8 protein-coding genes and 2 pseudogenes are annotated in these 11584 nt (G+C 72.7%); 3 read left to right on the forward strand and 7 right to left on the reverse strand.

Annotated features, from left to right (window positions below):
- Window positions 1-81: 81 nt before the first annotated feature.
- A pseudogene (locus tag ACFZCD_RS00195) lies at window positions 82-690 on the forward strand (terpene synthase family protein); the annotation flags it as partial.
- Window positions 691-950: 260 nt separating this feature from the next.
- On the opposite strand, the gene ACFZCD_RS00200 reads toward ACFZCD_RS00195, so the two are convergent.
- Genes ACFZCD_RS00200 through ACFZCD_RS00220 form a run of 5 tightly spaced genes read right to left on the reverse strand, consistent with a single transcriptional unit; the run spans window position 951 to window position 5315 of the window.
- The gene (locus ACFZCD_RS00200) at window positions 951-2411 is read right to left on the reverse strand and encodes a cytochrome P450 (protein ID WP_391826216.1); all 1461 of its coding nucleotides are present in this window, start codon (window positions 2409-2411) and stop codon (window positions 951-953) included.
- Entirely contained in the window at window positions 2408-3046 is a 639-nt protein-coding gene (locus ACFZCD_RS00205; protein WP_391826218.1) for an ATP/GTP-binding protein, read from the reverse strand. The genes ACFZCD_RS00200 and ACFZCD_RS00205 overlap by 4 nt, the downstream gene beginning before the upstream one ends.
- Window positions 3027-3392, reverse strand: coding sequence for a DUF742 domain-containing protein (locus tag ACFZCD_RS00210; protein WP_391826220.1), 366 nt, complete (start codon window positions 3390-3392; stop codon window positions 3027-3029). Before ACFZCD_RS00210 ends, ACFZCD_RS00205 begins: the two co-directional genes overlap by 20 nt.
- A complete protein-coding gene (locus ACFZCD_RS00215) occupies window positions 3389-3775 on the reverse strand; it encodes a roadblock/LC7 domain-containing protein (protein ID WP_206329087.1) in 387 nt (128 codons plus the stop codon). The genes ACFZCD_RS00210 and ACFZCD_RS00215 overlap by 4 nt, the downstream gene beginning before the upstream one ends.
- A 25-nt stretch (window positions 3776-3800) precedes the next feature.
- Window positions 3801-5315: an ATP-binding protein gene (locus ACFZCD_RS00220; protein WP_391826222.1), complete on the reverse strand. Its 1515-nt coding sequence runs from the start codon at window positions 5313-5315 to the stop codon at window positions 3801-3803.
- A 438-nt stretch (window positions 5316-5753) separates the two neighbouring features.
- Between ACFZCD_RS00220 and ACFZCD_RS00225 the strand changes: the two are divergent.
- A pseudogene (locus ACFZCD_RS00225) lies at window positions 5754-8467 on the forward strand (ATP-binding protein).
- 99 nt (window positions 8468-8566) lie between these two features.
- Here the strand turns inward: ACFZCD_RS00225 and ACFZCD_RS00230 are convergent.
- Window positions 8567-9583, reverse strand: a complete 1017-nt coding sequence (locus ACFZCD_RS00230) for a Ku protein (protein WP_391826224.1) — start codon at window positions 9581-9583, stop codon at window positions 8567-8569.
- Between the two features lie 41 nt (window positions 9584-9624).
- Here ACFZCD_RS00230 and ligD (ACFZCD_RS00235) point away from each other — a divergent pair, with 41 nt between their 5' ends.
- Window positions 9625-10530: a non-homologous end-joining DNA ligase gene (ligD, locus tag ACFZCD_RS00235; protein ID WP_391826226.1), complete on the forward strand. Its 906-nt coding sequence runs from the start codon at window positions 9625-9627 to the stop codon at window positions 10528-10530.
- A 73-nt stretch (window positions 10531-10603) separates the two neighbouring features.
- Here the strand turns inward: ligD (ACFZCD_RS00235) and ligD (ACFZCD_RS00240) are convergent, their stop codons facing one another.
- Window positions 10604-11578: a non-homologous end-joining DNA ligase gene (ligD, locus tag ACFZCD_RS00240; RefSeq protein WP_391826228.1), complete on the reverse strand. Its 975-nt coding sequence runs from the start codon at window positions 11576-11578 to the stop codon at window positions 10604-10606.
- Window positions 11579-11584: the final 6 nt, after the last annotated feature.

The raw sequence follows: 11584 nt of genomic DNA on the forward strand, positions 1-11584 counted from the left end.
CTCCAGCGGCAGCTCGACGCGTCGGCCCACCAGCGGCAGCGCCTCGCCCGGTGCGACTTCGGCGGGCTCACGGCCCGGACCATGCCCTACGGCCGGCCCGGACCGCTCACCGTCGTCGGCAAGCTCCACGCCGTGCTCTTCTCCCTGGACGACGCCCTGTGCGACGAGTCGACCGCCACCGCCCACGGCCTGGCGCACACGACTTCCCGCATCATGCGCGTCCTGGAGGCACCGGTGCCGGAGTGGCCGGATGACGCGCCCCACGCCGCGGCACTGCGGGCCGTCCGCCTGGAACTGGCCGGGTACGCGACGCCGCCCCAGCTGCGCCGCTGGACCGAGGGCATGCGCACGTACCTGTCCGGCCTGGTGTGGGAGGCGGCCTGCCGCCGCGACCTGACCCTGCCGTCCGTCAACGACTACACCGCCATGTGGATGCGCGCCATCGGCATGGCGCCCTCCACGGCCCTGATGGACACCGCCGGAGGGTACGAGCTCGACGACCGGGACCTGGACCGGCCCGAGGTCCGCGCCCTGACCGAGATGACCTGGACGCTCGTCGCCTGGGACAACGACTTCTACTCACGGAACAAGGAGATCCAGCGTGCCGGAGACAACCTCAACCTGATCGACGTCCTCGCCGAGGAGCGGGGCTGGGAGCCCGCCCGCGCCCAGGAGGAGGCCATGGCGATGCGCGACCGCGTCATGACGCTCTTCCTGCGCCTGCGCGAGCAGGTCTGGCCCCGGGCCGGAGTGGAGCTGCGCTGCTATCTGGTGGCACTGGGACACTTCGTCCGCGGGCACCTGGACTGGGCCGCGAGCTGCGCCCGCTACCAGGACCCCTACGGGACCGTCCGCAGTGAGTGGTGGAAGCCGGGCCCGTCGGACGACAGCCCGGCCCCCCTGCCCATCCCCTCCATCGCCTGGTGGTGGGACCAGCTCGATGACGGGTGCTACCGCCGCCCCAGCAGCCGCCGCAGCGACCTCCACCACGACCGCCGCGGACCGGACGCCTCCGGCCCGGCGGCCCGTACGGGAGGCGCCGGGATGGCCGGCTGCTCGGCCCGCTCGGGCTGAACGGGCGCGGGCAGCTCGGGCGCGGGCACGGGCACGGGCGCCGTCGTCTCCTCCGGAGGCAGCGGCGCCCGCGGCGTGAACTTCACCGGCAGCGACGTCAGGTGACGGGACATCAGAGTGGAGCGGTAGGTGAGCTCCGACTCCTCCACGGCGAGGGTGAGGTCGGGCAGCCGCATCAGCAGGGCGTCGATGCCCGTGTCCGCGATCGCCCGCCCCACGTCCTGGCCCGGGCACTCGTGCTGGCCCCCGCTGAACGCCAGGTGCGAGCGGTTGCCGTGGACGGGAACGTCGGGGTCGGGACGGATCACCGTGTCCATGTTGGCGGCGGCCAGCCCCATGACCAGGGCGTCCCCCTCCTTGATCTGCTGACCCGCCAGCTCCGTGTCCTGCGTCGCCCAGCGGCCCAGGATCGTGATGAACGGCGGCTCGTCCCACAGGACCTGCTCGACCGCGTCCGGCAGCGTCATGTGGCCGCCGGCCAGGGAGGCGTGGAAGCGGACGTCGGTCAGCACCATCTTCAGGGTGTTCGCGATGAGGTTCGCCGTGGTCTCGAACGCGGCGATCAGCACCAGCCGCAGGTGCTGCTGCACCTCGTCGTCCGACAGCCCGGCGGGGTGCTCCAGCAGCCAGCTCGTGAAGTCGGCGCCCGGCTCCACGCGCTTGCGCGCCACCAGCTTGCGCAGCGTCTCCTGGACGAACTCGTTGCTGGCGATCGCCGTCTCGCTGCCCTTGATCATGTCCCGGCCGGCGTTGACCAGCTGGGGGCTGTACGCCTCCGGCATGCCCAGCAGCTGGGTCATCGCCATCATCGGCAGCTGCTCTGCGAAGTCGTGCACCAGATCGGCCCGCCCCGCGGTGCAGAACTGGTCGACCAGCTGGTTCGAGTACTGCGTGACGTGGCGGCGGATGCCGCGCTTGTCGAAGCGGGCGATGGCGTCGTTGACGGCACCGCGCCAGCGCTCGTGCTGCTGGCCGTCGGCGAAGACGCAAATCGGCTGCCAGGTGGTGATCGGGGCGAGCGGGTGGGTGGGGGCCACCCGGCCCTCGCGCGCCTCGATCCACCGCCGGGAGTCGCGCGAGAACCGCGAGGGGGTGCGCGCCACGTCGAGGTTCTCGCGGTAGCCGAGGACGAGCCAGGCCGGGACGTCGTCGTGCAGCAGGACGGGGGCCACCTGGCCGTGCTTCTGGCGCAGCCGTTCGTACAGCCCCATCGGATCGGCCTCGGCCTCCGGGCCGTAGAGCCGGGTGATCCCGCCGGGGCCGGTGGAGTGCGCCGGGCACTGCGGGGGAGGCCCGGCGGGGGAGGAGGCGCGGGACTGTTCGGAAGGGAGGGTCACTGGTGCTCCGGGGAGGCGGTGGTGAGCGTGTAGAGATAGCGCATGAGGGTGAGCAGGGTGTCGCGGCAGGAGGCGCGGTCGCGGGCGTCGCAGTCGACCATGGGCACCGAGTCGTCGAGGTCCATGGCCGCCCGCAGCTGCTCCATCGGATACTTGGGGGCCTGGGGGAAGCGGTTGACGCCGACGACGAACGGCACGCCCTTCTCCTCCAGGCGCCCGATCACGTCGTAGCTGACGTCCATGCGGCGGGTGTCGAGGAGCACGACGGCGCCGAGGGCGCCCTCGAACAGGCCGTTCCACAGGAACCAGAAGCGCTCCTGGCCGGGGGTGCCGAACAGATACAGCACCAGCTGCTCGTTGATGCTGATCCGGCCGAAGTCCATGGCCACGGTCGTCTCGGTCTTGTGCTCGATGCCGGCGACGTCGTCCACGCCGACGCCGGCCTGGGTCATCGTCTCCTCGGTGGTCAGCGGCCGGATCTCGCTCACCGAGCCGACCAGGGTCGTCTTGCCGACCCCGAACCCGCCGACGATGACCACCTTGACGGCCGCGGTGGCCGAGGCCGGCAGCACGTCCTCGCTGCGCGGCCCCGCATAGGTCTCCAACCCCGCGGAGTCAGAGCTTCTGTAGTCCATTCATCACCGCCTCCAGAAGTTGTACGTCGGGCAGCGCCGCCGCCGGGACCGGCGGCCGGGCCTCCACGTGCCTGCCGGCCACCAGCTCCGTGAGCAGCAGGGTCAGCGTGCTGACCGGCAGCTCCAGGTAGGCCGATATCTCGGCGACGGAGAGCGGGTAGGCGCACATCCTGACGATGGCGGCGTGCTCGGGCTGCAGCCCGGGGTCCGCCTCGGACCGGGAGACGATCAGCGTCACCAGGTCGAGCTCGGTCTTCCGCTCCGCGCGGGCCTGGCCTCCGGTGAGGATGTACAGCCGGTCGGGGCTGCCGGGCGCCGTCGGGGAGCCGGGTCCCTCCGCGCTCATGTCACCGACCCGCCGACCCGGGGCGGACTCGTGAGGTGCGATCCGATACGGGCCACCAGGTCCCGCATCCGCATGCCCATCAGCTCGGCGTCCACGTCGTCGTCGGCCAGCACCGCCAGGAAGGCCCCGGCGCCGGCGGCCATCAGATAGAAGAATCCGCCGTCGACCTCGATCACGACCAGGCGCATCTGCCCGTCCCCGTGCGGGAATTCACCGGCGATCGCCGTGGAGAGGCTCTGCAGTCCGGCACAGGCGGCGGCCAGGCGGTCGGCGGCGTCCGGGTCCGTGCCGTGCTGAGCCATGCGCAGGCCGTCCGAGGACAGCACGATCACGTGGCGGGTCTGCGGAACACTGGTTGCCAGGTCCTTGAGCATCCAGTCCATGTTGAACCGCGGCTGCGTCACTTGGCTACTCTTCCTTGTCTGACGGGATATCACTGTTCGCCCGGCCGGCATCCGGCTCCAGGGACTCCCCGTTGATGCCGCGGTTGAACGCGGCCAGCCACATCCCGGGCTGCTTGGGGGCCTCCTCCGGAGCGGCCGGTTCGGCGGGCGGGGCCGGCGGCCGGTCCCGTCGTTCGGCCGCACCCCGGCCGAACGGCAGCGGCGCGGGGCCGCGCCGGCGGCGCCGCTGCGGCAGCCCGCTGTCACCGAGCGGCGGCGGGATGGGGTGCTCCATCATCGGCGGCGCCGTCTGCGGAGCGGGCGGGGGGATCTTCTGGCCGGGGCGGCGCTTGGACTTGATGGGCGGGAGCTTGGGGGCGCGGGCGATGTCGCCGCCGGGGTGCTTGCTGGCGGTGATCAGGTCCATGGGGATGACGAGGACGGCCCGCACCCCGCCGTAGGCGGAGGGCCGCAGCGACACCAGGAAGTTGTACGTGCGGGCGAGCCGGCTGACCACCGCCAGGCCGAGGCGTGGCGCCTCGCCGAGGTCGTCGAGGTCGAGCGCGCCCTCGCGGGACAGGACGCGGTCGGTGCGGCGGCGGGCCTCGTCGGTCAGGCCGACGCCGGCGTCCTCGATCTCGACCGCGATGCCGGACTGGATGTCCACGGCGGTCAGGTGCACCCGGGTCTGCGGGGGCGAGTAACGGGTGGCGTTGTCCAGCAGCTCGGCCAGTGCGTGGATGACCGGCTCGACGGCCGCCCCGACCACGGCGACGTCGGCCACCGAGTGAAGGTCGACGCGCCGGTACTCGAGGATCCGCGACATGGCGCCGCGCAGCACGTTGTAGAGCGGGATCTCGTTCTTCCACTGGCGGCCGGGGCGGGAGCCGCCGAGGACCGCGATGCTGTCCGCGAGGCGGCCGGTCAGGGCGTTGCCGTGGTCGAGGTGGAGGAGGTCGCCGAAGACGTCCGGGTCGTTGCCGTGCTTGTGCTCCATCTCCCGGATGTCGTAGGCCTGCTGGTGGACGATGGCCTGGATACGGCGGGCGATGTTGACGAAGGCCCGCTGTGCGGAGTCGCGCAGCCCTTCCTCCGCCTGCACGGCCTCGATGACGGACTTCAGCACGGACCGGTGCGCGGCCGCGTAGCCGGGCTCCAGGTCGTGCACGGGGAGGGTGTGCCGCAGCACCACTTCGGTGGGGGCGCCGCGCTGCAGCAGGTGGATGGCCCGCGGCAGCAGCTCCTTGGCCAGCCGCCGGGTCTCGGCCTCGTGCTGGTCGAGCTGGTACCGCAGGCCGGCCTCCTGCTCGGCGCAGCGGCGGCGCAGCGCGCCGATGACCCGTCCCCGCCGTGCGGCCTCGGAGCTTGCCAGCGCCACCGCGACCGTGGCGGAGGCCCCGCACCAGGCCACCGGGACGCGGGCGACGGGAGTCACGGCGAGGATCGCCGTTCCCGTGCACACGGCCAGGACCAGGGGGGAGATCAGCCATATCAGAGCGGAGACGGGCCGCCGTTGAACTGACGAGCCAGTACCAACCATCGGGATCCTCGGAACTCTTAAGAAGGCGTTTCTGCGACGGGGCCCGGCGCGTGGAATTCCCGGGGGTGTCCCCGCGGAGAACGGCACCGGCGCAGCACTTGTGCGCACCGTGAAGCAGTCGCCACAACCCGCTGCGCGACATGGAGCGTAGCCGGTCGCGGGGGGCTCCGGCGCGAAGTTGTCATATTCGCAGATCGGCCTGACGCGGAAATTCGAAAGGATCCATAATGGCCTCGCGCTTCGAATTCCGAATGGATTTGCGAAGCATAGGAAAATATGTTCGGTGCATGGTGGGTACGGTTCCCGTGGTGCGGAACGTACGCGGGAGGCGCTTCCGGGCAAGGTCACGCTCCTGGGTGGTCCGTCTGCCGAACCCTGCCCGTGGCCTCACGGACGGGGCTAGGCTCGCTCCACCACATCTTCCGGGGAGACATCGCCATGTCAGGGCATCAGCGTGAACAGAACGCATCCGCCGCCCTGTTCGAGCGGGAGCTCGAGCTCGCAGCCGCTGAACAAGCGGTGCAAAGGCTGTGCGGAACTGCTACCGAAGGGCGGCCCCGGCTCGGCGGCCTGCTGCTCTACAGCGGTGAAGCGGGCCTGGGGAAAACGGCGTTGCTCGCCGAGACGCGCAGGCTGGCCATGGAGACGGGCAAGTGCACCGTCCTCTCCGCGCGCGGCAGCGAGTCCGCTCAGGCCATCCCCTTCCACGTCGTCCGCCAGCTGCTGCAGCCGGCGCTGGCGCCGATGTCCGAAAACGAGCGCAAGAGGGTGCTCGGCGGCTGGTACGACATCGCCGGCCCCGCCCTGGGCATCGTCCCGCCGGTCGGCCCGCAGGACCCGCAGGGAGTGCGCGACGGCATCGACTGGCTCGTCACCCAACTCGCCACCAACCAAGACCCGGTGGTCCTGCTGATCGACGACGCCCACTGGGCCGACGCCGAGTCCCTCACGTGGCTGGGGTACTTCGCCGTGCGGCTGCGCGAGGCGCCGCTGCTCGCCGTCATCTCCTACCGACCCGAGGAACTGCCGGAATCCGCACCCGGCTTCCGTGACATGGTCACCGGCCGCGCCGCCCGCCCCGTCGAGCTGCGCGCCCTGACGCCGGAAGCGGTCGACCGCCTGGTGCGCAAGTCCTTCCAGGACCCGGCCGACGCCCCCTTCTGCCGCGAGGTCTGGGCCGTCACCGGCGGCAATCCCTACGAGACCGTCGAGTTGATCGCCAAGGCGCAGGACCGGGGCCTGAAGCCGGTCGAGGAGTCCGCCTCCCTCCTGCGCGACCTCGGCGCGGCCTCCCGCGGCAGCGGACTGGTGGCCCGCCTGGAGCGGCTCGGCACCGCCGTCACCCGCTTCGCCTGGGCGGCGGCCGTCCTCGGCACGGAGATCCAGCCGTCCCTGGCCGCCAACCTCGCGGGCATGGGCCCCGCCCAGGCCGCCGAGTGCGCCGACAAGCTGCGCCACGCCCGTATCCTCACCGGCTCCATCGACCTGGAGTTCGTCCACCCGCTGATCGCGACCGCCATCTACGCCTCGATCCCGCCGGCCACCCGCACCGCCATGCACGGGCAGGCGGCCTGGTCCGTCACCGAGGCGGGGCTGGGCGCCGCCGCGGCCTCGCGCCACCTCCTGGAGGTCCACCCGGACCACGACTCCGAGCTGGTCGAGCAGCTGCGCATCGCCGCCCGCGAACACCTCGCGGTCGGCGCGCCGGACGCGGCCCGCCGCTGTCTGGAGCGCGCCCTGCAGGAGCCGCCGCCCGAGGAGGAGCGAGCCGGAGTCCTCTACGAGCTGGGCTGCTCCGCACTGCTCACGTCGCCGCCGACCACCGTCAACCACCTCAAGACGGCGCTCTCCCTGCCCCACCTCAGCGAGGACCTGCGCGTCGACGCCACCTACCGCCTCTCCCAGGCCTACGCCCACAACAGCCAGCTGCGCGAGGCCGCCGAGGTCGTGAAGGAGCAGGCCGACCGCACTCCGCCCGGCCCCGGCCGGATGCGCCTGCAGGCCGCGCACTATCTGTGGAAGGGCATCCAGGTCGAGGAGCAGGACTCCCACGGGCGTTCCCAGCGCATCGCCGAGCTCGCCGAACGCATCCCCGGCCGGGACAACACCGAGCGGACGCTGCTGGCGCTGCGCGGCTTCGACGGCATGATCCGCGGCGAGGACGCCGTGCGGGTCGTCGAGTACATCGAGCGCGCCCTCGTGGACGGCCGGCTCGCCGACGGCATGGGCTGGACCAACACCGAGTGGGGCTTCGAGGTCCCCAGCATCATCGGCATCACCTTCGCCTACGCCGACCGCCTCGACCACGCCGAGGAGCTCTTCAGCGACGCCCTGCGGTCCTTCGAGATCTCGGGCTGGAGCGGTGGCCACCTCGCCTTCGCCCACGACTTCGTCGGGCTGGTCCACCGCCGCCGCGGAGAGCTGGCCGAGGCCGAGAAGATGCTGCGCAAGGGGCTGCAGTTGGGCAAGCGCCTCGGGCCCGGCCTGCCGATCCACTGGGACGGCGCCTGCCTGCTGATCGACACCCTGCTCGCCCGCGGCCGGGTCGACGAAGCCCGGGTGTTCGCCGAGGAGAACGGCTTCCGGCCGCCGTACACGCCCGCGATCGTGCTGCCCGACGCCGCCTGCCTGGCAGGGCGGCTGCTGCTCGCCCAGGGGCGCAAGGAGGAGGCGATCGTGGAGCTGGAGGCCGCCGGGCGCAGGCTGGAGGAGCGCGGCCGGAACAACACCATCTGGGCCCCGTGGGCGCTCGACCTCGCCGTCGCCCTGGCCGACGAGGACCCCGAGCGGGCCCGCGCCCTCGCGGACAAGGCGGTCCGGCACGCCGCGGTGTTCGGCACGGACACGGCCGTCGGCGACGCCCTGCGCCGGGCGGCCCTCGTCGCCGAGCCGCACGAGCCCTGGTGAAGCTGGAGAAGGCCGTGGTGCACCTGCGCCGGTCGCCGTGCAAGTACGAGTTCGCGGAGGCCCTGGTCGCCCACGGCGCGGCGCTGCTGGAGGCGGGCAAGCTCCCCGAGGCCGCCGACCGGCTGCGGGAGGGGCTGGAAGTGGCCCAGCAGTGTGCGGCGGACGGGCTGGTGGAGCGCGCCCGGGCGCGGCTCGCCTCGGCGGTCTGCGAGGGCGTGGAGCCGGCGGGTGATGCCGTGCGGTGAGCGCGGCCGGGGCCGGGTCGCTCCGGCGGCCCGGGCGGTGCTTTCAGGCCGACTTCACGAGGAGGCCGGCTTCACGAAGCGGCGTTCACAAAGCCGGCTTCACGAGGCGGCGCGGCGGCCGGGCTTCTTGGCCGCCGTCTTCTTGGCGGCCTTGGCCGAAGTGCTCTTGGCGGTCTTCTTGCCCGTGGAGCCGGCGGAGGCCGCCGCCGGTTTCTTGGCGGTCGAGCGTTTTTGCGGGGTGGCGGATTTCTTTGCGGTGCTCCGCGCGGCTTTCCGCGGCTCGGCTTCCTTCTTGGCCGTGCTCCCCGTCCCCCTCGTCCTTCCGGGCTTTTCCGCCGTCTTTTCGCCCGGCTTTCTCGCCGCGCTGTCGATCGAGGCCTGGAGAGCGGCCATCAGGTCGATGACATTGTCCGGCGCGGGTGCCGTCTCCTTCTTGGGGACCGGGCGGTCGGACAGGTGGGCGTTGATCAGCTCGCCGAGGGCGATCTCGTACTCGTCCTCCAGCTCCTCGAAGTCGAACTCCTCGGAGAGGGTGTCCATGAGGCTCGTGGCCATCTTCAGTTCCTGCGGCCGCACCGTGACGGAGGAGGGCGGGGCCAGGTCGCCCGCGTCGCGGATCTCGTCCGGCCAGTACATGGTGTGCAGGGTGAGCAGGTCGCCGTGGACCCGCAGCAGGGCGAGCGACTCCCGGGTGCGCAGCGCGATCTTGGTGACGGCGACGCGGTCGGTCTGCTTGAGGGTCTCGCGGAGCAGAACGTAGGGCTTGTTGGCCGCCGCGCTCTCGGGCGCCAGGTAGTAGCCGCTGGACAGCTGCAGCGGGTCGATCCGGTCGGAGTCGACGAAGGCGAGCACGTCGATGAGCTTCTTGCTGGGCAGCGGCAGCCCGGCCAGCTCGTCCTGGGTGACGACGGCGGTGTGCCCCTCGTCGTCCTGGTAGCCCTTGGCGATGTGGCCGTAGTCGACCTCGTCGCCGCAGGCCTCGCAGACGCGCTTGAGGTGGATCCGGCCGCCGTCCTTGTCGTGGACCTGGTGGAGTCGGAGGCCGTGTTCCTGGACGGCGGCGTAGAGCCGTACCGGTACGGACACCAGTCCGAAACCAATCGCACCTTTCCACATGGTCCGCATAGTTTTATCCCTCCACGGGGAATTCCTACCTTATGTCTGTCTCGCCGGAGCGGCAGGCGGTGGAGATCGAGGGCCACCGGCTGGCCCTGACCCACCTGGACCGGGTGCTGTTCCCGGCGTCCGGCCACACCAAGGCGCAAGTGCTGCACTACTACGCGCGGATCGCCGCGGTGATGGTGGCGCACACCGCCGACCGGCCCGCTTCCTTCGTCCGCGCCCCGGAGGGCCCCGGCGGCCAGAGCTGGATCGCGAAGAACCCGCCCGGGGGAGTCCCCGGATGGGTGCGGGTGGTCCCCGTGGAGCACCGCGAGGGCGTCACCGAGCAGGTCGTCGTCGACACCACGGCGGACCTGGTCGCCATGGCCAACCTCGGTGCGTACGAGGTGCACGTCCCGCAGTGGACGGCGACCGCGGGCCCGGACGGCCACGACCGGCTCGTGCTGGACCTGGACCCCGGACCGGGCACCGACCTGGTGGTCTGCTGCCGGATCGCGCAGCGGCTGCGCCAGCTCCTGGACGACGACGGCCTCACGGCCCACGCCGTCGTCTCCGGCTCCAAGGGCCTGCACCTGTACGCGCCGGTCCACGCGGTGCCCGGCCGGGCCGCGGGCGGCTACGCCAAGGAGCTGGCCGCCCGCATGATGGGCGAGCACCCGGGGCTGGTCGTGGTGTCGATGGCGCGCGTCGAGCGCCGGGGCAAGGTGCTCATCGACTGGTCGCAGAACGCGAGCGCCAAGACCACCGCCGCCCCGTACACCGTGCGGCTGCGGGAGGACAGCCCCGGTGTCGCCGCCCCGGTCACCTGGGACGAGGTCGCCGCCTGCCGGGACCCGGACGACCTCGCTTTCACCCCGGAGCAGGTGCTGGACCGGGCGGAGGAGTACGGCGACCTGCTGGCCCCGCTCACCGGGGACGCCACCCGCGCCCGCCTCCCGTGACCGCCTGCCTCCTGTTGACCGCGCGCCCGCCGGCGTCCCCCGGCCGGGCCGGCGGGCCGGACAGCCGAGCCGGTCAGCCGAGCCGCGTGAGGTCCGGCCGCAACCGGTGCCAGACGGGGTGGCGGAGGCGGCCGGAGGACGTCCAGCCCGAGAAGACGACCTCGGCGACCAGCCGGGGCTCGACCCAGTGCGCGCCCGGCACGTCGACGGGCCCCGAGAAGGGCGGGTCCGTACGGGAGAGCACCGCCAGGTAGCGGGCGAGGTCCCGGCGCTCGCGCTCCGACAGGCCCGACCCGACGGATCCCGCGTACCGCAGCCCCTCCGGCTCCTCCACCCCGGCGAGGACCGCGCCCGGCAGCCCGGACAGCGCACCGCGCCCCTCCGCCCAGCCCCCGATGACCACGTCGATCGTGACGACGTGCTTGGTCTTGCGCCATTCGGACGACCGGATGCCCGGGGTGTAGAGCGACGTCAGCTTCTTCGCCACGACGCCTTCGAACCCGCCTTCGAGGGTGGCGGCCCAGGCCTGCTGCGCGTGGCCCGCGACGTAGGCCGGCACCGACCAGGCGGGCCCCGCGAGGTCCAGCCCCTCCAGGACGGCCCGCCGCTCGGCGTAGGGCAGGCCCAGCAGGGACCGGCCGCCGAGGTGCATGACGTCGAAGAGCATGAGGCGGGCGGGGTACTCCGCCGCGAGGCGGGCCGCGCGCCGCGCGTCGGTGACGCCCATGCGGCGCTGCAGCAGGCCGAAGTCCGGCCGCCCCGCCCCGTCGAGGACGACGACCTCGCCGTCGAGGACCGCGGGCCGCCCGCGCAGCGCCTCGCCCAGGGCGCGCAGCTCGGGGTAGGTCACGGAGGCCTCGGTGCCGGCCCGGGTGACCGGCCGCACGGTGCCGTCGCCGGGGACGCCCACGACCAGGCGGATCCCGTCCCACTTGACCTCGAACGCCCAGGCCGCCTCCTCGCCCGCGGGCGGCAGCGGCCCGGTGGTCGCCAGCATCGGCCGGATCGCCGGCAGCGGGGCCGGGGCGCGCCCGGCGGCCTTGGCCATCGTCTG

It is taken from the genome of Streptomyces sp. NPDC008001 (genome assembly GCF_042958085.1).
Taxonomy (GTDB): Bacteria; Actinomycetota; Actinomycetes; order Streptomycetales; family Streptomycetaceae; genus Streptomyces.

Excerpts from the sequence above, each read along its gene's own strand:
- ACFZCD_RS00205 (WP_391826218.1), bottom strand. The coding sequence starts at position 3,046 with ATGGACTACAGAAGCTCTGACTCCGCGGGGTTGGAGACCTATGCGGGG.
- ACFZCD_RS00210 (WP_391826220.1), bottom strand. The coding sequence starts at position 3,392 with ATGAGCGCGGAGGGACCCGGCTCCCCGACGGCGCCCGGCAGCCCCGAC.
- ACFZCD_RS00215 (WP_206329087.1), bottom strand. The coding sequence starts at position 3,775 with ATGGACTGGATGCTCAAGGACCTGGCAACCAGTGTTCCGCAGACCCGC.
- ACFZCD_RS00220 (WP_391826222.1), bottom strand. The coding sequence starts at position 5,315 with ATGGTTGGTACTGGCTCGTCAGTTCAACGGCGGCCCGTCTCCGCTCTG.
- ACFZCD_RS00230 (WP_391826224.1), bottom strand. The coding sequence starts at position 9,583 with ATGTGGAAAGGTGCGATTGGTTTCGGACTGGTGTCCGTACCGGTACGG.
- ligD (WP_391826226.1), top strand. The coding sequence starts at position 9,625 with ATGTCTGTCTCGCCGGAGCGGCAGGCGGTGGAGATCGAGGGCCACCGG.
- ligD (WP_391826228.1), bottom strand. The coding sequence starts at position 11,578 with ATGGCCAAGGCCGCCGGGCGCGCCCCGGCCCCGCTGCCGGCGATCCGG.